This window comes from Streptomyces sp. NBC_01445 (genome assembly GCF_035918235.1).
GTDB lineage: Bacteria > Actinomycetota > Actinomycetes > Streptomycetales > Streptomycetaceae > Streptomyces.
In genome coordinates this window covers 3,882,797-3,909,002 of record NZ_CP109485.1, presented here as the reverse complement: position 1 = coordinate 3,909,002, position 26,206 = coordinate 3,882,797, and the positions used below count along the sequence as shown (strand labels likewise).

The 26,206-nt window shown below is 70.0% G+C and carries 23 protein-coding genes and 2 riboswitches; of the genes, 16 read left to right on the top strand and 7 right to left on the bottom strand.

The window, feature by feature from the left end; genetic code table 11:
• Positions 1–259: 259 nt before the first annotated feature.
• Both OG574_RS17650 and OG574_RS17645 read left to right on the top strand, forming a co-directional pair.
• Positions 260–1,036, top strand: coding sequence for a polysaccharide deacetylase family protein (locus OG574_RS17650; RefSeq protein ID WP_326774015.1), 777 nt, complete (start codon positions 260–262; stop codon positions 1,034–1,036).
• Complete coding sequence (locus tag OG574_RS17645; RefSeq protein WP_326774014.1) at positions 1,033–2,220, top strand: YVTN family beta-propeller repeat protein; 1,188 nt, start codon at positions 1,033–1,035, stop codon at positions 2,218–2,220. Before OG574_RS17650 ends, OG574_RS17645 begins: the two co-directional genes overlap by 4 nt.
• On the opposite strand, the gene OG574_RS17640 is transcribed toward OG574_RS17645, so the two are convergent.
• A complete protein-coding gene (locus OG574_RS17640; RefSeq protein ID WP_100598306.1) occupies positions 2,217–2,867 on the bottom strand; it encodes a GNAT family N-acetyltransferase in 651 nt (216 codons plus the stop codon). The two genes, OG574_RS17645 and OG574_RS17640, sit on opposite strands and share 4 nt — an antisense overlap.
• Positions 2,868–2,925: 58 nt before the next feature.
• Between OG574_RS17640 and OG574_RS17635 the strand changes: the two genes are divergently transcribed.
• The 4 genes from OG574_RS17635 (at position 2,926) to OG574_RS17620 (ending at position 8,023) form a co-directional block, all read left to right on the top strand.
• The gene (locus OG574_RS17635) at positions 2,926–3,840 is read left to right on the top strand and encodes a helix-turn-helix domain-containing protein (protein ID WP_326774013.1); all 915 of its coding nucleotides are present in this window, start codon (positions 2,926–2,928) and stop codon (positions 3,838–3,840) included.
• Positions 3,841–3,881: 41 nt separating this feature from the next.
• Complete coding sequence (locus OG574_RS17630) at positions 3,882–4,097, top strand: EF-hand domain-containing protein (protein ID WP_100598329.1); 216 nt, start codon at positions 3,882–3,884, stop codon at positions 4,095–4,097.
• A gap of 33 nt (positions 4,098–4,130) precedes the next feature.
• Positions 4,131–5,183 carry a hypothetical protein gene (locus OG574_RS17625; protein ID WP_326774012.1) on the top strand — a complete coding sequence of 351 codons (1,053 nt, stop codon included), beginning with the start codon at positions 4,131–4,133 and terminating at the stop codon, positions 5,181–5,183.
• 134 nt (positions 5,184–5,317) lie between these two features.
• Complete coding sequence (locus tag OG574_RS17620) at positions 5,318–8,023, top strand: M4 family metallopeptidase (protein ID WP_326774011.1); 2,706 nt, start codon at positions 5,318–5,320, stop codon at positions 8,021–8,023.
• A 61-nt stretch (positions 8,024–8,084) separates the two neighbouring features.
• Here the strand turns inward: OG574_RS17620 and leuA are convergent, their stop codons facing one another.
• Entirely contained in the window at positions 8,085–9,809 is a 1,725-nt protein-coding gene (gene leuA, locus OG574_RS17615; protein ID WP_326774010.1) for a 2-isopropylmalate synthase, read from the bottom strand.
• Positions 9,810–10,116: 307 nt separating this feature from the next.
• Here leuA and OG574_RS17610 point away from each other — a divergent pair, with 307 nt between their 5' ends.
• Positions 10,117–10,809: a FadR/GntR family transcriptional regulator gene (locus tag OG574_RS17610; protein ID WP_326778527.1), complete on the top strand. Its 693-nt coding sequence runs from the start codon at positions 10,117–10,119 to the stop codon at positions 10,807–10,809.
• Positions 10,810–10,927: 118 nt separating this feature from the next.
• Positions 10,928–11,587, top strand: a complete 660-nt coding sequence (locus tag OG574_RS17605; RefSeq protein WP_326778526.1) for an NADPH-dependent F420 reductase — start codon at positions 10,928–10,930, stop codon at positions 11,585–11,587.
• Positions 11,588–11,608: 21 nt separating this feature from the next.
• Here the strand turns inward: OG574_RS17605 and OG574_RS17600 are convergent, their stop codons facing one another.
• A complete protein-coding gene (locus OG574_RS17600; protein WP_100598300.1) occupies positions 11,609–12,160 on the bottom strand; it encodes a glycoside hydrolase family 25 protein in 552 nt (183 codons plus the stop codon).
• Between the two features lie 243 nt (positions 12,161–12,403).
• On the opposite strand from OG574_RS17600, the gene OG574_RS17595 reads away from it, so the two are divergent.
• Positions 12,404–13,393, top strand: coding sequence for a L,D-transpeptidase (locus tag OG574_RS17595; RefSeq protein WP_326774009.1), 990 nt, complete (start codon positions 12,404–12,406; stop codon positions 13,391–13,393).
• A 28-nt stretch (positions 13,394–13,421) separates the two neighbouring features.
• Here the strand turns inward: OG574_RS17595 and OG574_RS17590 are convergent, their stop codons facing one another.
• The 4 genes from OG574_RS17590 to gcvT all read right to left on the bottom strand — a co-directional run bounded on the left by OG574_RS17590 (position 13,422) and on the right by gcvT (position 17,832).
• Positions 13,422–14,792 (bottom strand): L-serine ammonia-lyase, encoded by a 1,371-nt coding sequence (locus OG574_RS17590; protein WP_326774008.1) that lies wholly within the window; start codon positions 14,790–14,792, stop codon positions 13,422–13,424.
• A gap of 151 nt (positions 14,793–14,943) precedes the next feature.
• Complete coding sequence (gene glyA / locus OG574_RS17585; protein WP_326774007.1) at positions 14,944–16,203, bottom strand: serine hydroxymethyltransferase; 1,260 nt, start codon at positions 16,201–16,203, stop codon at positions 14,944–14,946.
• Positions 16,204–16,216: 13 nt separating this feature from the next.
• Positions 16,217–16,600, bottom strand: a complete 384-nt coding sequence (gene gcvH / locus OG574_RS17580) for a glycine cleavage system protein GcvH (protein WP_100598297.1) — start codon at positions 16,598–16,600, stop codon at positions 16,217–16,219.
• A gap of 92 nt (positions 16,601–16,692) precedes the next feature.
• Positions 16,693–17,832, bottom strand: a complete 1,140-nt coding sequence (gcvT, locus tag OG574_RS17575) for a glycine cleavage system aminomethyltransferase GcvT (RefSeq protein WP_326774006.1) — start codon at positions 17,830–17,832, stop codon at positions 16,693–16,695.
• Positions 17,833–17,879: 47 nt separating this feature from the next.
• A riboswitch (glycine riboswitch) is annotated at positions 17,880–17,993 on the bottom strand.
• Positions 17,994–18,097: riboswitch (glycine riboswitch) on the bottom strand. It lies immediately after the preceding riboswitch.
• A gap of 137 nt (positions 18,098–18,234) precedes the next feature.
• On the opposite strand from gcvT, the gene OG574_RS17570 reads away from it, so the two are divergent.
• The 7 genes from OG574_RS17570 (at position 18,235) to OG574_RS17540 (ending at position 26,199) form a co-directional block, all read left to right on the top strand.
• The gene (locus OG574_RS17570; protein WP_398375282.1) at positions 18,235–18,912 is read left to right on the top strand and encodes an AAA family ATPase; all 678 of its coding nucleotides are present in this window, start codon (positions 18,235–18,237) and stop codon (positions 18,910–18,912) included.
• Positions 18,913–19,018: 106 nt separating this feature from the next.
• Positions 19,019–19,786: an enhanced serine sensitivity protein SseB gene (locus OG574_RS17565; protein WP_326774005.1), complete on the top strand. Its 768-nt coding sequence runs from the start codon at positions 19,019–19,021 to the stop codon at positions 19,784–19,786.
• A gap of 168 nt (positions 19,787–19,954) precedes the next feature.
• A complete protein-coding gene (locus OG574_RS17560; RefSeq protein ID WP_326774004.1) occupies positions 19,955–20,755 on the top strand; it encodes an enhanced serine sensitivity protein SseB C-terminal domain-containing protein in 801 nt (266 codons plus the stop codon).
• Between the two features lie 459 nt (positions 20,756–21,214).
• Positions 21,215–22,213 (top strand): ABC transporter permease, encoded by a 999-nt coding sequence (locus OG574_RS17555; RefSeq protein ID WP_326774003.1) that lies wholly within the window; start codon positions 21,215–21,217, stop codon positions 22,211–22,213.
• Positions 22,214–22,270: 57 nt separating this feature from the next.
• A complete protein-coding gene (locus OG574_RS17550) occupies positions 22,271–24,022 on the top strand; it encodes an ABC transporter substrate-binding protein (protein WP_326774002.1) in 1,752 nt (583 codons plus the stop codon).
• A 72-nt stretch (positions 24,023–24,094) separates the two neighbouring features.
• Positions 24,095–25,102 carry an ABC transporter permease gene (locus tag OG574_RS17545; RefSeq protein WP_100598291.1) on the top strand — a complete coding sequence of 336 codons (1,008 nt, stop codon included), beginning with the start codon at positions 24,095–24,097 and terminating at the stop codon, positions 25,100–25,102.
• Positions 25,099–26,199: an ABC transporter ATP-binding protein gene (locus tag OG574_RS17540; protein WP_326774001.1), complete on the top strand. Its 1,101-nt coding sequence runs from the start codon at positions 25,099–25,101 to the stop codon at positions 26,197–26,199. Before OG574_RS17545 ends, OG574_RS17540 begins: the two co-directional genes overlap by 4 nt.
• Positions 26,200–26,206: the final 7 nt, after the last annotated feature.

Below are 26,206 nucleotides of genomic sequence, written 5' to 3'. Positions count from 1 at the left end.
GTGGGGCGCCGCGGGGGCTTTCGTGGAGCGCCGTGGATGGTTGGGGTGTGATCCACGGCCGCTGTCGACGACCGAGCCCGGGTCAATGGGGGTCGTGTTCCCGACTATGGCAGACCTCGGCCCATGAGGCCAAATGAATCCTCGGTGACCTGGGCCACGAGCCTGGCAAATGAAGATTTATTAACGACGCCATCCAGTATTCATTAAGACCCTCGGGTCGATAAGTCCCGCTTGTCCCTTATTGACCTTAAATGGGGCGGTGACCTCGACCGACCGCCGCGCAGCCCTCCGCTTCGGCGCCGGACTCACCGCCGCCGCCCTCACCACCGGCTGCTCCACCACCGCCCGCGACGCGGTGGCCGCCGGGCACTCCGCCAGCCCGTCCCACCCCGCCCGCGCCGCGCCGGCGGCCCCGGCCCCCCGCCGCTTCCCGGGGCAGCCCGCCCAGATCGACCACGGCCCCCGCGACCGCCCCCGCGTCGCCCTCACCTTCCACGGCCAGGGCGACCCGGCCATCGCGTACGCGCTCCTCAAGGAGGCCGAGCGGGCCCACGCCAGGGTGACCGTCCTGGCCGTCGGCAGCTGGCTCGACGAGCACCCCGCCGTGGCCCGGCGCATCCTCGACGGCGGCCACGACCTGGGCAACCACACGCTGAACCACCGCGACATCAACACGATGTCCGAGGCCGAGGCACGCGCGGAGATCACCGGCTGCGCCGACCGCATCCGCCGCCTCACCGGCTCCATCGGCACCTGGTTCCGGCCCTCGCGCACCCAGCGGGCGACCCCGCTCGTCGAGAGCCTGGCCCGCACGGCCGGCTACCCGCACGTCCTGTCGTACGACGTCGACTCCCTCGACTACACCTCGCCGGGCGCCGCCGAGGTGACCCGGAAGGTCACCTCGGAGATCCGCGAAGGCTCGGTCGTGAGCCTGCACTTCGGTTACCGGGACACGGTCGTTGCGCTCCCCGCCCTCCTGGAAGACCTCGACCGCCGCGGCCTGGCCGCGGTGACCACCACGGAGCTGCTGAAATGACACCCCGCCGCACCCGCACCACCGCCGTACTGATCGCCGCCGCCACGGTCCTCGCGGCCCTCGCGGGCTGCGGCATCGAAGCCAAGAAGCACCGGGCCACCGAGGCGCTCGGTACGCACGGCGTCACGGCCGTCAAGCCGAAGCCGGTCGCGCAGGGCCTGCCCGGCATGCCGCCCGTCCTCGACCCCAAGGACATCTACGCCGCCGACCGCCCCGACAAGCTGTCGCCGGTCGTCAAGGACTTCCCGTCCCGGATCTACGTGCCCAACACCGAGTCCGACACCGTCTCTGTCATCGATCCCAGGACGTACAAGGTCATCGAGACGATCAACGTCGGCAGGCAGCCGCAGCACGTCGTGCCGTCCTGGGACATGAAGACTCTCTGGGTCAACAACGACAAGGGCAACACGCTCACGCCCATCGACCCGAAGACCGGCAGGGTCGGCAAGACGGTGGACGTGCACGACCCGTACAACCTCTACTTCACGCCCGACGGCAAGTACTCCATCGTGATGGCCTCGCTCGACCGGGAGCTGGTCTTCCGTGACGCGCACACCATGAAGGCGCTCAAGACCGTGCCCGTCAGCTGCTACGGCGTCAACCACGCCGACTTCTCCGCCGACGGCCGCTACTTCATCGTCTCCTGCGAGTTCAGCGGCGAACTCCTCAAGGTCGACACCGCGAAGATGAAGGTCGTCCGCCAGGAGCGGCTGCCCTTCAAGGGCGCGATGCCGCAGGACGTCAAGATCTCCCCGGACGGCAAGACGTTCTACATCGCCGACATGGTGGCCAACGGCATGTGGGTCCTGGACGGCAAGAAGTTCACCACCCCCAAGCTCCTGCCCACCGGCAAGGGTGCCCACGGGCTCTACGTCAGCCGCGACTCCCGCGAGATGTACATCTCCAACCGCGGCGAGGGCACCATCTCCGTCTTCGACTTCGCGAAGAACAAGCTGACCAAGAAGTGGACGCTGCCCGACGGCGGCAGCCCCGACATGGGCGGCGTCTCCTCCGACGGCAAGATCCTGTGGCTTTCCGGCCGTTACGACTCCGAGGTGTACACCATCGACACGCGTACGGGGAAGCAGATCGCCCGCATCACCGTCGGTGACGGCCCGCACGGCCTGGCCGTGTACCCGCAGCCCGGCCGGTACTCCCTCGGCCACACCGGCATCTTCCGCTAGCGCCGGCAGGGCGCGATGAACAGCGCCTCCGCGCCGACGGGACGGTAACCCGCCGCCTGGAACGCCCGCACACTGCGGGCGTTCCCGGGTGACTGCTGGGACCACAGCGGCCCACCGTCCGGGACCAGATGCCGGGCGGCCACCGCGAGAAGCCGGCCGAGGCCCCGGTGGCGCGCCTCCTCGTCGACCTCGATCGCCGTCTCCCAGCGGCCCGCGACGCCGCGCCCCAGGACGAGCACCCCGCCGTCCGCCGCCCACATCCGCACGTCGTCGCGGCGCAGCCGCGCCCGCACCACCCGCGGATGGTCCGGGTCCGCGATCTCCTTCAGGGCCACCGGCGGCTCGCCCGGCAGCGCCGGGGCCACGGTGAGCAGGTCCGTCGTGTCATGACGGCGCCCCGTCCGCTCCATGAGCGCGCCGAGGAACCGCGGATTCATCGTCGCCGCCAGCGGATCGCAGTCCAGCCCGCGCAGCGTCTCGTGCACCCACTGCGGGTCCTCGTCCGTGAACACCACCGAGTGGGCGGTGAAGGACAGCACCCCCGCGTCCCGGTGATCCGCCTGCGGCACCACCGTCGTGCCCCCGTCCGGCGGGGGGAAGACCCCTCGCGCCGCGGCATCCAGAATGTCCCGCACAGTGCCCGGCATGACGTTCCCCCTCGGCTCTCTTGAGTCTCCACCCACTGGAAGGCCCAGACTTCTCCACATGATCGACGACGGCCCGCGGCTGCTCACCATCGGGCAGCTGTCCCGGCGCACCGGCCTGTCGGTGCGCACCATCCGCTACTGGTCCGACGTGGGCGCCCTGCCGCCCGTAGGACGCAGTCAGGGCGGCTACCGCCTGTACGGCGCGCGGTCCCTCGCCCGGCTCGAACTCATCCGCACTCTAAGGGAGTTGGGCCTCGGCCTGGACGACGTACGACGGGTGGTGGACGGGGAGACGGACATCGCGTCCGTGGCCGCCGCGCACGTGGCGGCGCTGGACGCGCAGATCCGCTCGCTGCGGCTGAACCGGGCCGTCCTGTCGACCGTCGCGAAAAGGAACTCGAGCGCAGAGGAGATGGCCCTGATGAACAAGCTGGCACGGCTGAGCGCCGCCGAGCGCAAGCACATCATCGACGACTTCATGGAGCAGACCTTCGGCGGCCTGGACGCCGCCGACCCGGACATCCGCACCCGGATGCGGGTCATGGTCCCCGAGCTGCCCGACGACCCGACGACCGAGCAGGTCGATGCGTGGGTCGAGCTGGCCGAGCTGATGCAGGACCCGGACTTCCGGGCGCACATGCGCCGCATGATCGAGTTCAACGCCGCCGACCGCGGGCCCGATGTGCCGCCCGGCAGCTCGCTGTGGTTCATGAGCCGCCTGGTGCAGCTCGCCGGGGAGGCGCGCGAGCGCGGCGTCGCTCCCGAGTCGCCCGAGGCGGAGGAGGTGCTGCGAGGGCTGCTCGGGAACGCCGACCCGGCCGCCGTACTGGAGCGCATGGAGGCCGCGGCCAACGACGACGTGGCACGGTTCCGTGACCTGGTGTCCCTGGTGCGGGGCCTGGAGACGCTGCCCCGGCACAACGAGGAGTTCGCGTGGGTGGTCGCCGCACTGCGCGCTCGTACAGCCGGTTAATCTGACCCCCGTCAGTGTTACAGCAAGAAGGGGTGGACCCGGTGGCGGACATCGAGGAAGCACGCAAGGCGTTCCAGCGGTTCGACGCGGACGGCGACGGCTTCATCACGGCGGTCGAGTACAAGAGCGCGATGGCTCAGATGGGCGACTTCAACGTCACCGAGTCGGTCGCCGAGGCGCTCATCGCCCGGCAGGACGCCAACGGGGACAAGGTCCTCTCGTTCGACGAGTTCTGGGCGAACCTGAACAAGGCCTGAGCGCTGAGACCTCAGTCACGTCCGCGAGTCCCGGTGCCCGAGGTGCCGGGACTCGCGGACGCTTCGCTGCTCACGCTCCTCGGGCTCGGCCCCGAGGAGGACGCCGTCTACCGGCTTCTGGTGGACCGGCCCGACAGCGACCCGGCCGCCCTGACCGGCCCGGGGGCCGTGCCGGACGACATCGTCCGCGCCCTCGGCCTCCTCGTGGAACGCGGCCTCGCCAGCGCCGAACACCGCGACGGCACCGTCCGCTACCGCGCCGCCCCACCCGTCCTCGCGCTCGGACCGCTCCTCGAATCCCGCCGTGCCGCGCTGCACCGGGTCGAGTCGCTCGTCGGCGACCTGGCGGAACGGCACCGCTCCGCCCAGTCGTACGTGCCGGTGGAGGTGCTCTCCGGTACGGTCGCGATCCGGCGCAGGCTCCTCGCCATGCAGCGCCAGGCGCGCCACGAGGTGTGCTCCTTCGTGCCGGCGATGCCGGTACCCCAGGTGCTCACCTTCCAGGACAACCTCGAAGAGGCCGAGCGGGAGGCGATGGACCGCGGCGTCACCCTGCGCGCCGTCGTGGAGCGGGGCTGCCTCGAACAGCCGGACACCGCGCGCACCCTGGCCGACGTCGTCGCACACGGCCAGCAGATCTCCGTCGTCGAGGACCTGCCGATCAAGATGGTCCTCGTGGATCGCAGGGCCGCCCTGTTGCCGCTCGACCCCGAGCGCGACGAGGTCGAACCCGTCGCCCTCGTCGTGCACCGCAGCGGCCTGCTCACCGGCCTGCAGTCGCTCTTCGAGCAGCACTTCGCCAAGGGCAGGCGGCTGGGCGCGCACGGCGCCGAGGGGCCGGGCGACGGCGGCGGACGTGAACTCGACGCCATCGACCGGCAGATCGTCGGGCTGCTGCACACCGGCCTCACCGACGCGGCCATCGCCCGTCAGCTCGGCATGGGCCACCGCACCGTGCAGCGGCGGCTGCACGCCCTCATGGGCGAGGTCGGCGCCGTGACCCGCTTCCAGCTCGGCTGGCACGCGGCCCGCGCGGGCTGGCTGGACGAGGAAGACGCCAACTCCGGTCCACCGCAAGCCTTCTGAGGCGTATTTGCGCCACGGCACGTTCACGCCAGCGCCATCCCCTGTTCGTGGCCCCCGCCGTACCGAAGCATCGACCCCGTCAACCGTGTGGAGCGCACGCGCCCCGCATGCAGGTGTGTGATGGGGAGGGCTCTGTGAGACGAACGAGAATCCGGCGGATGCTGGCGACCGGTGTGGTCGTCGCCGCCACGGGATCGGCGCTGCTGGCCGCGCCGGCGTGGGCGGACGACGACACCACCGCGCCCCCGGCCACCACGGCGGCGGACCCGGTGCCGGTCGCCCCCGCGATGACGCAGGGCCTGGACGACGAGGTGCGCGGGGGCACGCCCGCCGAGGCCGCCCGCGCCCATCTGAAGGCCCACAAGGGCACGTACAAGATTCCGGTCTCCGACCTGAAGACGCTCGGGACCACCACGTCCGGCAAGCAGTCCTCCGTCCGCTTCCGCCAGCAGCACGACGGCGTACCGGTGTTCGGCGCCGAGTACGCGGTGCAGACCGAGGCGGCCGACGGCGGCCGGCGCGTCAGCTCCGCGACCGGCACCCTCTACACCCACCTCACGGTCTCCACCACGCCGACGGTGTCGCAGGCGGCCGCCGAGCGGCGGATGTTCACGCTCGACCGTGACCTGTCGCGCGTCGAGGGCGCGAAGACCGCCCAGCACGGCCTGACGGTCCTGCCCGACGCCGCCGGCGGCAAGCTGGCCTGGCACTTCACCGTCACGGGTGCCCGGTCCGACGGCAGCCCCGTGCGCCAGGAGGTGTACGTCGACGCGCGCGTGGGCGGCATCGCGCTCTCGTACAACAACATCGACGCCGCCGACGCGTCGCCCGCGGAGGGGACGGGCGTACGCGTCGACGGCAGCGAGGCGAAGCTGAACACCAACAAGGAGGCCGACGGTTCGTACACGCTGGTCGACTCGACGCGTGCCATGTACGCGCGGACCGGCGGGCAGATCCGCACCTACGACGCGCAGCGCAAGAGCTACACGGACGTCGCGGGCGGCCCCGTCACCGACGACGTGCCGCTGGTGAAGTCCGGCAGCGACCGCTTCGACGGTGCCAGCACGTCGTCGGGCGCGGTCGACGCCCACCTCAACGCCGCCAAGGTCTACGAGTTCTACAAGGACGAGATCGGGCGCGACGGCATCGACGGCAAGGGCGGCAGCATCTACTCCGTCGTCAACGTCGCCAGCAACGGCAAGGACTACGCCAACGCGTTCTGGGACGGCGACAAGATGGTCTACGGCCACATGAACGGCGTGCCGCTGTCCGTGGGCCTCGACGTCGTCGGCCACGAGATGACGCACGGCGTCACCGAACACTCCGCGGGGCTCGTCTACCTCAACCAGTCGGGCGCCCTCAACGAGGCGATATCCGACTACTTCGGCAACGCCATGGAGACCGCCGACAAGGGCGTCGCGATGAGCGACCCGACGTCCGGTCTCATCGGCGAGTACCTCTGCAACGGCACCAAGCCGCTCGAGGAGTGCGCCCTGCGCGACCTCAACGACGGCCGCAACGCACAGAAGGACTACGAGCCCATCACGCTGGACATCGACAACGGGGGAGTGCACTACAACTCCACCATCGTCGGCGGCGCCCTGTGGGACATCCGCAAGAACCTCGACCCGAAGCTCGCGGACCGCATCGTCTACCGCTCCGCGCAGAACTACCTCACGCCGCTGTCCGGCTTCACCGACATGCGCAACGCGGTCACCCTCGCCGCCAAGTCCCTGAAGGTCTCCAAGGCCGACCTCGCCACCATCGCCAAGGCCTTCGACGCCCACGGCATCGAGCGGGGCTGGGAGCAGAAGGGCGGCACCCACGACGCCACCACGCTCGCCGGCAACGTGCTGCCCGCGTACGAGGTCTACGGCGGAGCAGTCGACGAGCAGGCCGCGCAGATCGACGGCGACGTCTACGCCATCGGTCACGGCGACGCCGTCGCCTGGGGCGCGGGGTCGGCCGGCTTCGGCATCACCGTCGGCCGCTTCGACAAGAAGCACCAGCACGAACTCACCCAGAGAGACGCCTACTTGCTCGACCCGTCCCTCGACGGCGGCCGGATCGTCTTCACCCGGATCACCGCCGACGGTATCGGCGTCTACGGCGCGGGCGACAAGGGCCAGGGCCCGATCAGGAAGATCGTCGACACCCCGGACGCCGACGAGACCGAGCCGGTCACCGGCCACGGAGCGCTCGCCTACATCCGCACCACCGCCGACGGCGAGCAGGACGTCATGCTGCGCAAGGCCGACGGCGCCACCGTCAACGTGACGCCCGAGGCCGGCACCAAGGCCGCGCACCTCGCCATGAAGCACGGCACGATCGCCTGGGCCGGAGGTGACGGCACCTGGGTGTACGTCTACGACATCGCCGAGGGCACCACGCAGAGCAAGCGGATCGCCAGCCCTCTGTTCAGCTACGTCTCGGACCTCCAGATCACCTCCGACCGTGTCTTCTGGCGTGAGACGGGCGGCTTCCTGATCCCCGGCACCAAGTTCATGTCGGCGCCGCTCGGCGACCTGTCGAAGGCGGCGAAGCTGAGCAAGCCGTCGAGCGCGTACATCGCCCAGTTCTCGGTCACCGACGACTACTTCGCGTACGCGTCCTACGACGCCTGGGGCGCGATCGGTTCCTGGACCGGACCGATGAAGGCGCAGGTCGCCAGGACCGCGGACATCGTCGCGGGGACCGGTGTCTACACCCGCGTCTCGTGCTCCTCCGGCGCCCAGCTGGCCCCGTCCCTCGGTGACGGCCAGCGGATCGCGTGGCTGGACACGAGCGCCGCGGCGACCGACGTCGTGACCAGGAAGACGTTCGCGGGCACCTGCGAGTAGCCCGGCCCGACCGTCCTCGAGGGGCGCCCATCGGAAGTCCCGGTGGGCGCCCCCTCCTTTCCTACCGGGCCGCCACCGCCCGGTTCACCGCCGCCAGGACCGCCTGGACCGACGCCACCAGCGGCGAGGGGTCACGGCCCGCGCCCCACGCCGTCACGCCGTCGACCCGGCACTGCGCGTACGCCGTCGCCTCCTCGCCGTGCGCGTCCTCGGTGAAGTCGACGATGTCGACGCCGACCCCGGCCGCGGCGAGCGCGTCCACGAACGCGGAGAGTGTTCCGCCGCCCCGCCCCTCGAAGTCGCCCGTGCGGTCGCCCACTTGGAGGGTGCACACGAACCGGTGCGCCTGTCCGTCGCCGTCCGTGGACCATGCCGTCAGGGACACGTGCCCGGCGCCGCGCCCCGGCTCCAGGTACGTCGAGCGGAACAGTTCGTACAGGTCCTTCGGGGTCGCCTCGTGCCCGCTGTCGTCCGTGGCCTCCTGGACCACACGCGCGTACTCGGGCCGCATCCGCGCCGGCAGGTCGACGTCGTGGTGCGTGGCGAGCAGATACGCCATCCCGCCCTTGCCCGACTGCGAGTTGACGCGGATGACGGCCTCGTAGCTGCGGCCCACGTCGGCCGGGTCGATGGGCAGGTACGGCACGTCCCAGCGGGCCTCGTGAGCCGGGACCCCGGCCGCGGCGGCCGACGCCGCGTGATGCGCGAGGCCCTTGCTGATCGCGTCCTGGTGCGTCCCGGAGAACGCCGTGTAGACGAGGTCGCCGCCGTAGGGGTGGCGGGGGTGCACGGGCAGCCGGTTGCAGTGCTCGACCACCTCCCGTACGGCGTCGATGTCGGAGAAGTCGACCATCGGGTCGACGCCCTGTGCGTACAGGTTCATGGCCAGGGTGACCAGGTCGACGTTGCCCGTGCGCTCGCCGTTGCCGAAGAGGCAGCCCTCGACGCGCTGGGCGCCCGCGAGGACCGCGAGCTCCGCGCAGGCGACGCCCGTGCCGCGGTCGTTGTGCGGATGCACGGACAGGATCACCGAGTCACGGCGGGACAGGTTCTTGTGCATGTACTCGATCTGGTCGGCGTACACGTTCGGTGTCGCGATCTCGACCGTCGCCGGGAGATTGTGCGTGACCGGCCGGTCGGGGCTCGCGTCCCACAGCTCGGTCAGGCCGTCGCAGATCTCCAGGACGAAGTCCGGCTCGGTGACGTTGAAGGTCTCCGGTGCGAACTGGAAGCGGATGTGCGCGCCGGGCCGGGCGTCCGCGAGGCGCGCCATGTGCGCCGCGGCGTCCCGCACGGTCTCCCGCACCTGCGCGCGGTCGCGGCCGAGCACGACGTCGCGCCAGACGCGGGAGGTCGGGATGTACAGATGGACGACCGCGCGCGGCAGGCCCTCGATCGACGCGAAGGTGCGCTCGATCAGATCGCGCCGCGCGGGCGTGAAGACGACGGGCGTGACGTCGTCGGGGACGGCCCCCGACGACACCAGGTGGCGTACGAAGTCGAAGTCGGTGCGGCTCGCCGACGGGTAGCCGACCTCGATCTCCTTGAACCCGGTGCGCACGAGCAGGTCGAAGAAGCGGCGCTTGCGGCCGGTGTCCATCGGTTCGGCGAGCGCCTGGTTGCCGTCGCGCAGGTCGACGGGGACCCACAGGGGCGCCCGCTCGATCCGGGCCCCCGGCCAGCTCCGCTCCCGCACGGGGACGTCGACGCGGTCGTGGTGCGGGCGGTAGCGGTGGTACGGCATGGGGCCCGGCTGCTGCGGGTTCCAGTCGTAGGCGGTGGTCATGGGTGACGTGTCCTTCGGCTCGGTCGGACGACGACCGGCAGCACGGCATCCCGCGGCGGGGTGCCGGTCGCGTCAGGCCCCGCCGCGGCAGCCGAGAAGAAGGAGACCGCAGAAGATCACGAGCAGTAGGCTAGTCACAGCTCAGGTCCTCAGACAAGTGGTGTGCGGAAGGGAAGGTCGCGTCGGCCGGGGGACAAAGTCTCCGCGTTCACGCGCTGGTCGGGACGACAAGACGAGCAGCCGTGTTCAACAGAGGTGTTCGACAGCGGTGTTCAACAGTGGTGTTCAAGAAGAGAAGGTGATTCCCGTGGCGCTCGGCGCGCTCCGTCCCAGCCCTCTGGTCGAACAGGCCGCCGAGCGGCTGCGCGAGCAGATCGCGTCGGGGCACTGGCCGGTCGGCACCAAGCTGCCCGGCGAGACGACCCTCGCCAAGGAACTCGGCGTCGGCCGCTCCACCGTCCGCGAGGCGCTGCGCGCCCTCGCCGGCGCCGGACTCGTCCGGGCCCGGCAGGGAGCCGGTGTCTTCGTCACCGCCGACCGGCCCGTCGACGACTGGCCCGCGCGGCTGCGCGCAGCGGCCGTCGCCGACGTCTACGAGGTCCGCGTCCTGATGGAGGTCCAGGCCGCACGCCTCGCCGCACGCCGCCGCACCCCCGAGGACGTCACGGCGATGCGCGCCGCCCTCGACGCGCGCAGAGCGACGGCGGAGGAGGGCGGCGCCGCGTTCGTGGACGCCGACATCGCGCTCCACGCGGCGGTCGTGGCCGCCGCCCACAACCCCGTACTCACCGACCTCTTCGCCGAGTTCGCGCCCGCGCTGCGCCAGGGCCTCATCGACCTGCTCGACCTCGTCGACGTCCGTGCCGCCGAGGCCGGCCACGGCGACGCGGCGCACACCGCGCTCGTGGACGCCGTCGCGTCGGGCGACGAGGACGCCGCGGAACGCGAGGCGCGGGAGGAACTGGCCGTGATGCGGGGGAAGCTGGCGCGCACGGACTAGGGGGTGTGCGAGCAGGGCGTGTGCGAACCCGTTCGTAGGGCACTCGCGCATAGCCTGGCAGCCGACCAGGAGGTACGTGACCACGCGCGTACCGCCCGCTCCTCCGGAAGGGCTCGACATGAAGATCGGCATCATCGGCGCCGGCAACATCGGCGGCAATCTCACCCGCCGATTCACCGCGGCCGGCCACGACGTGTCCGTGGCCAACTCGCGCGGCCCCGAGACCCTGCGCGACCTCGCCGAGGAGACCGGTGCCACGCCGGTGACCGTCGCCGAGGCCGCTCGCGGTGCCGACGTCGTCGTGGTGACCGTGCCCATGAAGGCCGTCCCCGGCCTGCCCGACGACCTCCTCGACGACGCGCCGGAAGGCGTCACCGTCATCGACACCGGCAACTACTACCCGCAGCAGCGTGACGGCCGCATCGCCGCCATCGAGGAGGGCATGCCCGAGAGCCGCTGGACCGAGCTCCAGATCGGCCACCCCGTCGTCAAGGTCTTCAACGGCACCTACGCCCATGAACTTCTCGACAAGCCGCGCCCCAAGGGCGACCCCGAGCGCATCGCCCTGCCCGTCGCCGGCGACGACGAGGCGGCCAAGACGGTCGTACGCGGCCTGCTCGACGGGATCGGCTTCGACTCCGTGGACACGGGCAGCCTCGACGAGTCCTGGCGCCAGCAGCCCGGCACCCCCGTCTACGGCCTCGCGGCGGACACGAACACGGTCCGCAAGGCCCTGGCCGAGGCGTCCCCGGAACGCACGGCGGAGTGGCGCGCCTGAGTCACCGGGTGCGGGGGCGCGTCACGGGGTGGCCCAGTCCCGCAGCGCGCTCTTGCTGGTGAAATTCGCGACGTCCTTGTCGAGCGGCCGGTCCGTGTACTGATGAAACTTCCAGGCCGCCTTGATACGCGGCTTGCCGGCCGTCGTGTAGTCGGCGATCCAGAGCCCGTCACCGGCGTAGGAGGTCGTATCCACGTTCAGCCAGAAGTCGCGGTTCGTGTAGAGCACCACCCGGTGATGGGGGCGCAGGCGCTTCACCTCGCGGATGAAGCGGTCCTTCTCCGAGTTGCTCGCGCGGGTGCCGTCCCCGGTCGTCTCCCAGTCCACGGCCAGCACGTCGCCCGCCTTTTCGGGGGCCTTGCTGACGAAGTACTCGGCCTGCGCCGTGAGGTTGCCCGGCCACAGGAAGTGGTAGAAGCCGACGACGCAGCCGCCGTCGCGGGCCAGCTTCGTCTGGGCGGTGAGCCGTGGATTCACGTACGAGCGCCCCTCCGTGGCTTTGATGAAGACGAAGGACAGGCCTTCCGTGTCGAACGTGGACTGGTACGAGCTGACGTCGATGCCACGCAGCATGCTGGCCTCCTGGTCGGTGGGGCGACGAGGTCGAGAATCCATCGTCCCCGATCCGATCCCGTGGGGGTACCTCTTTCCGCACGTTGATCCGCCTGTGCAGGTGGCGCTGTCAGGACGTTTCGGTGGCCGCAGTCTTGGAACACGCTTTACATGGGTCCCTGCAACTGCCGGAGCCATGTCACTGTCTGACAGTGAGTTGGGCCCGTTGGGGGGCATGGGGTGAATCGGAGAGTGGAGCAGGTCGTGGGACGGCGCAAGGACGGAATAAGGATCGCGCTCGTGACGGTCGCGGTGCTGGTGGGCGCGAGCGCCTGCGGCGGCGGCAGTGGCGACAAGGCGTCGGGCGGGAACGACGGGAAGGCGGCGGCGAGGCCGAGCGAGAGCGCCAAGCCCTCACCGGCGAAGCCCAAGGGTCCGCCGATGCTCCTGGAGACGATCACCCCGCTGAGCGACGCCAAGGTCGGTGTGGCGATGCCGATTTCGGTGGTCTTCACCAACCCCGTGGCCGCCAAGGCGCGCGCCTCCGTCGAGAAGCACATGAAGGTCAGCACGTCGCAGCCGGTGGCCGGCGCCTGGCACTGGTTCGGCGACAAGCGCGCCGACTGGCGCCCCAAGACGTACTGGCCCTCCGGTACGAAGGTGAAGGTCGACGCCGACATGAAGGGCGTCAGCAACGGCAACGGCCGCTACGGCGTGCACGGTTACACGCACTCCTTCACGGTCGGCGACGACGTCCGGGCCGACGTCTCCGTCACCGGTCACACCATGAAGGTCACCAAGAACGGCCAGGCCGTGCGGACGCTGTCGATCAACGCGGGCAGCGCCGAGTACCCCACCTGGAACGGCACGATGGCCGTCATCGACAAGCAGGAGAAGGTCCACATGACCTCCTGCAGCGTCGGCATCAGCTGCGACAAGGGCAGCGCCAACTACTACGACCTGACGCTGCCCTGGGACGTCCACCTCACCCAGTCCGGCACGTACGTCCACTACTCGACCGGTGACCCGAACCCGGGCAGCGGCTCGGCCCGTGGTTCGCACGGCTGCGTCCACCTGTCGCTGTCCGACGCCAAGTGGTTCTACGGCCAGGTCAAGCAGGGCGACCCCGTCACGATCACGGGCTCGCCGCGCGCCAAGGCTCCGGCCGACAACGGCTACGCGGCGTTCAACCTGAGCTGGGACCAGTGGCTCGCGGGAAGCGGGGCGGGGGAGGGCACGACGGCGACCCTGTGAGTGCCGCCGCCCTCAGCCCTGCTGATCGTCAGCACTCGATGATGTTGACGGCGAGGCCGCCCCGCGCCGTCTCCTTGTACTTGACGGACATGTCGGCGCCGGTCTCCTTCATGGTCTTGATGACCTTGTCGAGGGAGACCTTGTGGCTGCCGTCGCCGCGCATGGCCATGCGGGCCGCGGTGACGGCCTTCACGGCGGCCATGCCGTTGCGCTCGATGCAGGGGATCTGGACGAGGCCGCCGACGGGGTCGCAGGTCAGGCCGAGGTTGTGCTCCATGCCGATCTCGGCGGCGTTCTCGACCTGCTCGGGGGTGCCGCCGAGGACCTCGGCGAGGGCGCCCGCGGCCATGGAGCAGGCGGAGCCGACCTCGCCCTGGCAGCCGACCTCGGCGCCGGAGATGGAGGCGTTCTCCTTGAAGAGCATGCCGATGGCGCCCGCGGAGAGCATGAAGCGGACGACGCCCTCCTCGTCCGCGCCGGGCACGAAGTTGATGTAGTAGTGCAGGACCGCGGGGATGATGCCCGCGGCGCCGTTGGTGGGCGCGGTGACGACGCGGCCGCCCGCGGCGTTCTCCTCGTTGACGGCCATCGCGTAGAGGGTGATCCACTCCATGGCGCGGGCCATCGGGTCGCCCTCGGCGCGCAGTTGGCGGGCCGAGTTCGCGGCGCGGCGGCGGACCTTGAGGCCGCCGGGCAGGATGCCCTCGCGGGACATGCCGCGCGAGACGCAGGCCTGCATGACGCGCCAGATGTCGAGGAGTCCGGAGCGGATCTCGTCCTCGGTGCGCCAGGCCTTCTCGTTCTCCAGCATCAGCGCGGAGATGGACAGGCCGGTCTCCTCGGCGAGGCGGAGCAGCTCGTCGCCGGTGCGGAAGGGGTACTTGAGGACCGTGTCGTCGGGCACGATCGGGTTCTCGCCGGCCACGGCATCTTCGTCGACGACGAAGCCGCCGCCCACCGAGTAGTACGTCTTCTCCAGGACGAGGGCGCCCTCGTGGTCGTAGGCGAAGATCGTCATGCCGTTGGCGTGGTACGGGAGTGCCTTGCGGCGGTGCAGGACCAGGTCGTCGTCGAAGCTGAACGGGATCTCGTGGACGCCGAGCAGGCTGAGCTTCCCGGAAGCCTTGATCGCCTCGACGCGGTCGTCGGCCTTCTCCACGTCGACGGTGCGGGGGGAGTCGCCCTCCAGGCCGAGCAGGACCGCCTTGGGGGTGCCGTGGCCGTGTCCGGTGGCGCCGAGGGAGCCGTAGAGCTCGGCGCGTATCGCGGCGGTGTGGGCGAGCAGACCCTCGTTCTTCAGGCGGCGCGCGAACATGCGGGCCGCCCGCATCGGGCCGACCGTGTGGGAGCTGGACGGGCCGATGCCGATCGAGAACAGGTCGAAGACCGAGATGGCCACGGGGAACTCCTAGGTGGGTTTCGGCGGACGCCGTTGTCCGCCGGGGTGGTGCGCAAGGCGATACGGAGGGCGGTGCACGGTTCGGGGCACCGCTCTCACTGTCCAGTGTGCGCGGTGCCCCGAACTTTCAGACGTACAAATGCGTACGAAACTACTTCAGGCCGGGGTACAGGGGGAACTTGTCGGCGAGAGCGGTGACGCGGGCCTTGAGGGAAACCGCGTCGTACTCCGGCTTGAGGGCCTCGGCGATGATGTCGGCGACCTCGGTGAAGTCCTCGGCCTGGAAGCCACGGGTGGCCAGGGCCGGGGTGCCGATCCGCAGGCCCGAGGTGACCATCGGGGGACGCGGGTCGTTCGGGACGGCGTTCCGGTTGACCGTGATGCCGACCTCGTGGAGCCGGTCCTCGGCCTGCTGGCCGTCCAGCTCGGACTCGCGCAGGTCGACCAGGACCAGGTGCACGTCGGTGCCGCCGGACAGCACGTTCACGCCGGTGGCGCGGGCGTCGTCCGAGGTCAGACGGGCGGCAAGGATCTGGGCGCCCTCGATGGTGCGCTGCTGGCGCTCCTTGAAGTCCTCGCTCGCGGCGACCTTGAAGGAGACGGCCTTGGCGGCGATCACGTGCTCCAGGGGGCCGCCCTGGAAGCCGGGGAAGACGGACGAGTTCAGCTTCTTCGCGAAGTCCTTCTTCGCGAGGATGATCCCGCCGCGCGGCCCGCCGAGCGTCTTGTGCGTGGTGGAGGTGACCACGTCCGCGTACTCGACCGGGTTGGGGTGCAGCCCGGCCGCAACGAGTCCGGCGAAGTGGGCCATGTCGACCCACAGGTAGGCGCCGGTCTCGTCCGCGATGCGGCGGAACGCGGCGAAGTCGAGCTGGCGCGGGTAGGCGGACCAGCCCGCGATGATCACCTTGGGGCGGTGCTCCTTGGCGAGGCGCTCGACCTCGGCCATGTCCACGAGACCGGCCTCGTCGACGTGGTAGGCGACCACGTCGAACTGCTTGCCGGAGAAGTTCAGGCGCATGCCGTGGGTGAGGTGGCCGCCGTGGGCGAGGTCCAGGCCGAGGATCGTGTCGCCGGGCTTGGCGAGCGCGAAGAGGGCGGCCTGGTTGGCGGAGGCGCCGGAGTGCGGCTGGACGTTGGCGTACTCGGCACCGAAGAGGTCCTTGACCCGGTCGATGGCGATCTGCTCGGTGACGTCGACGTGCTCGCAGCCGCCGTAGTAGCGCCGGCCGGGGTAGCCCTCGGCGTACTTGTTGGTCAGGACCGAGCCCTGGGCCTCCATGACGGCGACCGGAGCGAAGTTCTCCGACGCGATCATCTCGAGGGTGGACTGCTGGCGGAGCAGCTCGGCGTCGAGCGCGGCGGCGACGTCCGGGTCGAGCTCGTGCAGCGGGGTGTTCATGAGCGACATGGTCGTGGTGTCCCTAGTTGCCGGAGCCGGAGAACGCGTCGTACTCGTCCGCGGAGAGCAGGTCCTTCGGCTCTTCCGATGTGCGGACCTTGAACAGCCAGCCGCCCTCGAACGGGGCGGAGTTCACCAGCGACGGGTCGTCCACGACGTCCTGGTTCGCCTCGACGACCTCGCCGGTGACCGGGGAGTACAGGTCGCTGACGGACTTGGTCGACTCGAGCTCGCCGCAGGTCTCGCCCGCGGTCACCGTGTCACCGACCTCGGGGAGCTGGGCGTAGACGACATCGCCGAGCGCGTTGGCCGCGAACTCGGTGATGCCGACCGTCGAGACGCCGTCCTCGGCGCCCGACAGCCACTCGTGCTCCTTGCTGTAGCGCAGCTGCTGGGGGTTGCTCATGATCTGAATTCTCCTGTACGCGGGTGGGTGCTGCGGAACGAGAGGGGTGTGCGCTGGGTTACTTCCGGCGGCCCCCGTGAGGACTGGTCGGGCTACTTCTGGCGCTTGTAGAACGGCAGCGCCACGACCTCGTACGGCTCGTGGGCGCCGCGGATGTCCACGCCCACGCCCTCGGTGCCGGGGGCGGCGTGCGCCGCGTCCACGTAGGCGATGGCGATCGGCTTGCCGAGCGTGGGGGAGGGGGCGCCGGAGGTGACCTCGCCGATCACCTTTCCGTCGGCGACCACGGACATCCCGGCGCGCGGCACCCGGCGGCCCTCGGCGATCAGGCCGACGAGCCTGCGCGGCGGCGCGGTCTCGGCGCGCTCGGCGGCGGCCTCGAGCGCCTCGCGGCCCACGAAGCGGCCCTCGTTGCCCGTCTTCTCGAACTTCACGACGCGGCCGAGACCGGCGTCGAAGGGGGTCAGCGCCGTCGTCAGCTCGTGCCCGTACAGCGGCATGCCGGCCTCCAGGCGCAGCGTGTCGCGGCAGGAGAGGCCGGCGGGGACGAGCCCGACCGGCGCGCCCGCGTCGGTCAGCGCCTGCCACAGCTTCTCGGCGTGCTCCGGGGCGACGAACAGCTCGAAGCCGTCCTCGCCGGTGTAGCCGGTGCGGGCGATGAGGGCCGGCACACCGGCGACGGTGCCGGGCAGGCCCGCGTAGTACTTGAGGCCGTCCAGGTCGGCGTCCGTGAGGGACTTCAGGATGCCGGGGGACTCGGGGCCCTGGACGGCGATCAGCGCGTAGGCGTCGCGGTCGTCGCGGACCTCGGCGTCGAAGCCGGCGGCGCGCTCGGTGATCGCGTCGAGGACGATCTGCGCGTTGCCGGCGTTGGCGACGACCATGTAGTGAGGAAGACCGGCCTCCTGCTCGCCCAGGCGGTAGACGATCAGGTCGTCGACGATCCCGCCGTCCTCCTGGCAGATCATGGTGTAGCGGGCGCGGCCGGGGCCGATCGTGGACATGTTGCCGACGAGGGCGTAGTCGAGGAGATCGACGGCCTGCGGCCCGGTGACGGTGATCTCGCCCATGTGCGAGAGGTCGAAGAGGCCCGCCTTGGTGCGGACCGCGATGTGCTCGTCGCGCTCGCTGCCGTACCGCAGCGGCATGTCCCAGCCCGCGAAGTCGGTCATCGTCGCGCCCAGCGAGCGGTGCAGGGCGTCGAGGGCGGTCTTACGGGGGACGTTGTTCATGAGTGGTGCTCCAGGATCCCAGGCATGACAGACGAGGGCGATGGTCTTCCTCCCCATCTGTCATCGGAACCTGAGAGGTTCGCCGGCGCCACACGTACAGAGGTGGTCGCGGCTTGCACCTTGGGTGGAGCGGCCGAGGGCCGCCCGCTTTTCAGATATGCCTCGCCCGCGCGGTACGGGGCCTGAGAGATTCAAGGGAGGAACTTGCTCCTTCGGCGCCCCCGGGGACGCGTAGGCGTCCGGGGAGCTCTCCCGCGCGGATTCAAGCGGCCGGTATGCAGTTGGTCGTGCTCTTGGCGCGCACATCATTGCATGCCGACCGTACGGGGAAACCACTTGTAGGGCATTACCGTCTCTTTACACTTGGCGGGCAAGGGTGGCGTGACCGGAACGGGGAGGACGATCACGGTGCACAAGGCAGCGGCGGGTGCGTACGCGGCGGCAGGGGTCGGGCAGCGCGCTGTGCCCCGCCCCGGGGCGGTGACAGGGCGCGGTCCGGTCGTCAGGGATCTGCGCGGCAGAGGCGGCCGCACACCGAGGCGCCTCGGCTTCGCGCGGGGTGACCTGATCGTGGTCTCGGGGCTCCCGGGCAGTGGCAAGTCCACGCTGATGCGCCGCGTGGTCGGTGCCGGGGGAGCCGTGCGCATCGACTCGCAGGACACGCGTGACCGCTGGGCGGCCCGGTTGCCGCGGCTGCTCCCGTACGCCGTGTACCGCCCGCTCGTGCGGCTCGCGCACTTCGCCGGGCTGCGGCGCGCCCTGCGCTCGGGAGGCAGCGTCGTCCTGCACGACTGCGGTACGCAACGCTGGGTGCGGCGCTGGCTGGCCAAGGAGGCCGGGCGGCGCGGCGCGGACCTGCATCTGATGCTGCTCGACGTCGACGCGGGCACGGCGCTCGCGGGCCAGCGGGACCGCGGCCGCGGGGTCTCGCGCTACGCGTTCGCCCGGCACCGCCGCGCGGTCGCGGGCCTGGTGGAGTCCGCCGAGCGCGGTGACCTGCCGTGGGGCTGCGCGTCCGCGGTGCTGCTCGACCGGGACGCGACGGATGTGCTGAACGGGATCAGGTTCGAGGGGAGTTGACCGGCTGCGACCCTCTGTGCACATGCGGACGCGGAGGGTGTTCTGTCGCCCGCACGCGCTAGGGTTCGGCCGCAGACAGAGCGGTTCCAGAGCGGGTGGTAGGCACATGGACATTCCGGCGCAGGCTCACGCACATCCGTACGGCGGGTGGCCGGCCAACGAGCTTGAGGAGGTGCTCGCCGCCTCCCTCGGGGTCGACTCGGCGGGCGGCCGCATCGTCGAGGTCCTCGGGCGCAGCCAGGTGTGGATACCGCTGCCCCAGGGCGGCGGCCCCGGCAGCCCGAACCTCGACCTGCCGACGGTGGAGATCGAGGGCCAGGCCTATGTGCCCGTCTTCAGCTCCGAGGAGCAGTTCCTCGCGGTCGTCGGCGACCGGATGGGCTGCACGGTCGCGCCGGCCGTCGAGTTCGCGCGCGGGCTGCCGCCGCAGGTCGGCATTGCGGTGAATCCGGACGGCGCCGTCGGCGTCCCGCTGCCCCCGCCCGCCGTCGCCGAACTGTGCAAGTCCGACCGTACGCCGCTGGACGGGCCCGCCACGGGCGGCCGGGTCAGCCTCTACGAGCCCGACTGGCAGGACGACCCGGTCGACTTCCTGGCCGCCGTGCGCGAGGAGTTCGAGGCGTCCGGCGTCGTCATGACCGCCCGCCGCTGCCTCGCCAGCGTCGAGGGCGGCGACCCCCTCCTCTTCGTCGGCGTCGAGCTGTCGCAGTGGGAGGGCCCCGCGCGCAACCTGCCCATGGACGCCCTGGGCCGCGCCCTCGGCCGGGCTCCCGCGCCCTGGCCGGTGAACCTCGTCCTGCTCGACATCACCCAGGACCCGGTCGGTGACTGGATGCGCGCCACGCTGCGGCCGTTCTACACGCAGGGTCACTGAAAGCCCGGCGCCGGTCCCCGTTCGGGAAACACGGGAAACTGGTCGACCGCGCGTACGTCAAGTCGGTGCCAGGATCGCCGCTTAAGCTGGTTTCATGACCTGTCTGGGCGGTCCCGCCGCGGGGAGCGGGTCGAAATCGTCGGGTACGTCACGAAGGGGCGGTTACGGGTGAGTGCGTCGGGCACGGCCGCGGCCGGTCAGGTCGAGCACATGCTGCGCCAGGTGACGCCGGGGCGTTACGACGCCTACGAGGCGCTGCTCAACGCGCTCGCGGACCCGGGCGCCGGTCAGGTGTGGATGCTGCTCTGGCACGGCCAGGCCGGTTCCCCCGACGCGCAGTACGGGAACATGGAGGTCGAGGGCTTCTCGTACGCCCCCTGTGTCACCTCCGCCCAGGAGCTGTCCGCCTCCGGCTGGAGCCGTGCGTACGAGGTCGTCGGCGGGGTCGACGCGGCCCGCACGCTCTACCCCGACCACTACGGCCTCTGGCTCAACCCGCACGCGCCCGGCGGCGGTGTCGGCATCCCGTGGCTCGACCTGCGCCGCATCGCGGGCGGCCTCGACCGCCAGCCCGCCGGGCCGCTGCGCCTGAGCGACCCCGCCATCGAGATCCCGCAGTTCTACGCCCTGCTCACGCAGAACGCGCACCGCACCACCGCGATCCGCTCGCTGCGCCGCGCCTGGGTCCAGCCGACGCTCGGCGCGCCCTATCTGGCGATCGGCCTCGATGTGTACGACACGTCGCCGGTGTCCGTGGACGCGGTGCGCGCGATGATGCAGCAGTCGGTCGTCGCCGTGCCCGACGGACTGCCCGTCTCCACGGTCGCGATGTCCGACGAGCACGACCCCGTCGCCCTGTGGCTGCGCGCCAACGCCCGCCCGTTCTACGACCGTGAGGCGCACGCGGCCCCGGCCGCCCCCGCCCCCGTCGCGGGGTACGGGTACCCGCCGCCGCACGGGGCGTACTGAACCGTTCGACGCCCGTCCCGTTCCAACTGGCGCCGCATGCCGCCGGTTTCGACCGACCCCGTACTGGCACTTACAGGACAAAGGCCCATTCCGCCCTGTTTGGCGGGGGGTTGACGCACCACTCGGGGCATTCTCGCCACATCGGTCACGGTGTCGCATTCCGGACCCTGTGGGGCCCTGCCGGGCGGGAGTGAATTGTCCGCTCAGGTGACTTCGACGTCCGCATACTGCACCAGTTCCGCCTCATCACGGTTGCGCAACCTTTCTCGGTGAGGGCTGGCGGCTGATCACAGGCGCATTGAAGACTCCCTGCAGACACGGGGTTTCGACTCTGTGTACGAGCTGAACGGTCAACTACGGGGCCATGTCCCCGGACTGTCCAGCGTGTGAAACAGGATCAAGCCGCTACAGCGGCGGGCGTGGGCCGGCCACAGTCGGCCGAGAGGGGTCAACCACACCGTGACCGCACCGATCGAGACCACTGGGGCCCAGGCCGAGGTGCAGCCCGAGGCTGTGCTCGCCGGCACCAAGGGGCAGCAGATCGAGGGGCGTTCCCTCGGGCGTATCGCCTGGAACCGCTTCAAGAGGGACAAGGTCGCCGTCGCCGGCGGCGTCATCGTCATCCTGCTCATCCTCATCGCCGCCTGCGCGCGCCCCCTGCAGCACCTCTTCGGCCTCGACCCGAACACGTTCCACCAGGACCTCATCGACCCCACCTCCTCGCTCCCCAAGGGCGGACTGGGCGGTATGAGCGGTGACCATCCCCTCGGTGTGGAACCGAAGTTCGGCCGTGACATCCTCGCGCGCATCCTCGAAGGCTCGTGGGTCTCGCTCGTCGTCGCCTTCGGCGCGACCGTCCTGTCGAACGTGATCGGGGCGGTCCTCGGTGTCGTCGCCGGGTACTACGGCGGCCGGGTCGACTCGATCATCAGCCGCTTGATGGACACGTTCCTGGCGTTCCCGCTGCTGCTCTTCGCGATCTCGATCTCCGCGACCCTGCAGGGTGGCGCGTTCGGCCTGAACGGGCTTCCGCTGCACATCTGCGTACTGATCTTCGTGATCGGATTCTTCAACTGGCCGTATCTGGGCCGGATCGTGCGCGGCCAGACGCTGGCGCTGCGCGAGCGGGAATTCGTGGACGCGTCCCGCGGGATGGGGGCACGCGGCCCGTACATCCTGTTCCGGGAACTGATGCCCAACCTGGTCGGCCCGATCATCGTCTACTCGACGCTGCTGATCCCGACGAACATCATCTTCGAGGCGTCGCTCAGCTTCCTCGGCGTGGGCATCCAGCCGCCGCAGGCTTCCTGGGGCGGCATGCTCAAGGACGCCGTCGACTACTTCCAGGTCGATCCGCAATACATGATCGTTCCGGGTCTCGCCATCTTCGTCACCGTGCTCGCGTTCAACCTGCTCGGTGACGGTCTCCGCGACGCCCTCGACCCGCGCAGCCGCTGACTCAGGCCGCACCGAGAGCTCCACAAGTTTCCGACAATGGAGGGGATTCCGACCATCATGCGAAGGTCATCTATCGCCGCGGTCGCGGCCATCGGCAGCGTGAGCCTGCTGCTCGCCGGCTGCAGCAAGGCCGACGACGGCTCGGGCGACAACAACAAGTCGGCCGGTGCGAACGCCGCCACGAAGGATTTCGTCAACGCCTCGACGAAGAAGGGCGGCACGGTCACCTACGCGATGTCGGACGTCCCCGACTCGTTCGACCCGGGTAACACGTACTACGCCTACATGTACAACTTCAGCCGGCTGTACGCCCGCCCGCTGATGACGTTCAAGCCCGACGCGGGGGAGAAGGGCAACACGCTCGTCCCCGACCTCGCCTCGGCGCCCGGCAAGCAGTCGGACGGCGGCAAGACCTGGACGTACACGATCCGCAAGGGTCTGAAGTACCAGGACGGCTCGCCGATCACGTCGAAGGACGTCAAGTACGCCGTCGAGCGCTCGAACTTCGCGCGTGACGTGCTCTCCCTCGGCCCGAACTACTTCCAGCAGTTCCTCGCGGGCGGTGACAAGTACAAGGGCCCCTACAAGGACAAGAGCGACAAGGGCCTGAAGTCCATCGAGACGCCGGACGACACCACGATCGTCTTCCATCTCAACCAGGCCTTCCAGGAGTTCGACTACCTGGTCGCCACCCCGCAGACCGCGCCGGTGCCGAAGGCCAAGGACGACGGCATCGACTACGTCAAGCACATCGTGTCCTCGGGCTCGTACCAGTTCCAGAGCTACCAGGAGGGCAAGCAGGCCGTCCTGGTCCGCAACAAGAACTTCGACCCGAAGTCCGACCCGCTGCGCAAGCAGTACCCGGAGAAGATCGTCGTCGACCTGAAGGTCAACCAGCAGACGATCGACAAGGACCTGCAGTCCGGCGACACCCTGATCGACCTGCAGGGCAAGGGTGTCGACACCCAGACGCAGGCGCAGCTGGTCAACGACAAGTCGAAGATGGCGAACACGGACAACGCCTTCGGCGGCCGTCTCGTCTACGCGGCGATCAACACCAAGCTGAAGCCGTTCACGAACGTCGAGTGCCGCAAGGCCGTCGAGTACGCCATCGACAAGGTCTCGGTGCAGACCGCACAGGGCGGTCCCATCCGCGGTGACGTCGCCACGACGGTGCTGCCCCCGGACATCACGGGCTACGCCAAGGAAGACGTCTACGCCACCAGCGGCAACAAGGGCGACGTGGCCAAGGCCAAGGACGCGCTGAAGGCCTGCGGCGAGAAGAAGATCAACACCACGATCACCGCGCGCAGCGACCGTGACGAAGAGGTCTCCGGCGCCCAGGCGCTGATCGAGTCGCTGAAGAAGGTCGGCATCAACGCCAGCCTGAAGCAGTTCCCGTCGGGCAAGTACTTCACCGACTACGCGGGCGTCCCGAAGTTCAACCAGAAGAACAACGTCGGCATCATGATGATGCAGTGGGGTGCCGACTGGCCTTCCGGCTACGGCTTCCTGCAGCAGATCCTGAACAGCAAGGCGGTCGGTGCCTCCGGCAACACCGCCCTGTCGGAGCTCGACGACAAGAAGGTCGACTCGATGCTCGCCGAGGCCATCGGGGCACCCGACGAGGCCACGCGCAACAAGCTGTACGCGCAGATCGACAAGCAGGCCATGGAGGACGCGGCGCTCGTCCCGCTGACCTACTTCAAGGTCCTGCTGTACCGCTCCCCGTACGCCACCAACCTGGTGTCCACGGCCGCCTTCAGCGGGCAGTACGACTACCTCAACATCGGCACCACGAAGAAGTAGCAGCCCCGGAAGGCAGGTGAAGGCATTGGTGCCCGCGGGCCGCACGGTCCGCGGGCACCAGCGCCGGTCCCCGTGATCTCGTACATCATCCGCCGGCTGATCGCGGCAGTGATCCTGTTGCTGGTCGTCACCGCGGTCACGTTTGGCATCTTTTTCCTGCTGCCGAGAATGGCCGGCCAGACCGCCGACCAGCTCGCGCAGCAGTACATCGGCAAGAGTCCCTCGGCCGCGGACATCGCGGCGGTCAAGCACAACCTCGGCCTGGACGAGCCCGTTTACCTCCAGTACTGGCACTTCATCAAGGGGATCTTCGCGGGGTCCACCTATGACCTCGGCCCCACCACGGTCCACTGCAACGCGCCGTGCTTCGGCTACTCCTTCAAGAACCACGTCGCGGTGTGGCCCGAGCTGACCGACCGGCTGCCCATCACCTTGTCCCTGGCCGCCGGTGCCGCGGTCATCTGGCTGCTGTCCGGTGTCACGGTGGGTGTGATCTCGGCGCTCAAGCCCGGATCGTTCTTCGACCGCGCGTTCATGGGTGTCGCCCTCGCCGGTGTCTCGCTGCCGATCTTCTTCACGGGCCAGCTGGCGCTCCTGGTCTTCACCTACCAGATCCCGATCTTCGGGCGTACCTACGTACCGCTCACGGAGAACCCGGCACAGTGGGCCAACACCCTCTTCCCTGCCTGGTGTTCACTCGCTCTGCTGTACTCCGCGATCTACGCCCGGCTGACCCGCTCGGGCATGCTGGAGACGATGAACGAGGACTACATCCGCACCGCGCGTGCCAAGGGTCTGCGCGAGCGCACCGTGGTGGGCCGGCACGGCCTGCGTGCCGCACTGACCCCGATCATCACCGTGTTCGGTATGGACGTCGGTCTGCTGCTCGGCGGCGCCGTGATCACCGAGAACGTGTTCTCCCTGCACGGCATCGGTGAGTACGCCGTCCAGGGCATCACCGACAACGACCTGCCCAAGGTCCTCGGCGTGACGCTGCTCGCCGCGTTCTTCGTCGTGTTCTGCAATCTCCTGGTGGACCTTCTCTACGCCGCCGCCGACCCGCGGGTGAGGCTCTCGTGACCGAACTGTCCAAAACCGGTGCCGCCGTGGGCGAGCCGGTGGCCGCGGGCCCGGCCAAGCCCCCGACCGCCTTCCTCGAAGTGCGCGACCTCAAGGTGCACTTCCCGACCGACGACGGCCTGGTCAAGTCCGTCGACGGGCTCAGCTTCAAGCTGGAGAAGGGCCAGACCCTGTCCATCGTGGGCGAGTCCGGGTCCGGCAAGTCCGTGACCTCGCTGGCGATCATGGGCCTGCACCGGCTCGGCGCGCGCGGCAAGAACGTGAAGATGTCCGGCGAGATCTGGCTCGACGGCAAGGAGCTGATCGAGGCCGCCCCGGACGACGTGCGCCGGCTCCGCGGCCGCGAGATGGCGATGATCTTCCAGGATCCGCTGTCCGCGATGCACCCGTACTACACGGTCGGCAACCAGATCGTAGAGGCGTACCGCGTCCACAACGACGTGAACAAGAAGACCGCGCGCAAGCGGGCCGTCGAACTGCTCGACCGCGTGGGCATCCCCGAGCCGGCCAAGCGCGTCGACAGCTACCCGCACGAGTTCTCCGGCGGTATGCGCCAGCGCGCGATGATCGCGATGTCGCTGGCGAACAACCCGCAGCTGCTCATCGCGGACGAGCCGACCACCGCCCTCGACGTCACCGTCCAGGCGCAGATCCTCGACCTGATCAGGGATCTGCAGAAGGAGTTCGAGTCCGCGGTCGTCCTCATCACCCACGACCTGGGTGTCGTCGCCGAGATCGCCGACCAGGTCCTGGTCATGTACGGCGGTCGCTGCGTCGAGCGCGGTCCCGTCGACAAGATCTTCGCCGAGCCGCAGCACCCGTACACCTGGGGCCTGCTCGGATCGATGCCGCGCATCGACCGTGAGCAGACCGAGCGGCTCATCCCCGTCAAGGGCCAGCCGCCGTCCCTGATCAATGTCCCCTCGGGCTGCGCCTTCCACCCGCGCTGCCCGTACGCGGACCTGCCCAAGGGCGGCATCACCCGCACCCAGCGGCCCGAGCTGCACGAGGTCGGCAGCGACCACTTCTCCGCCTGCCACCTCAGCACGGAGGACCGCACGCGGATCTGGACCGAAGAGATTGCGCCGAAGCTGTGAGTGAGCC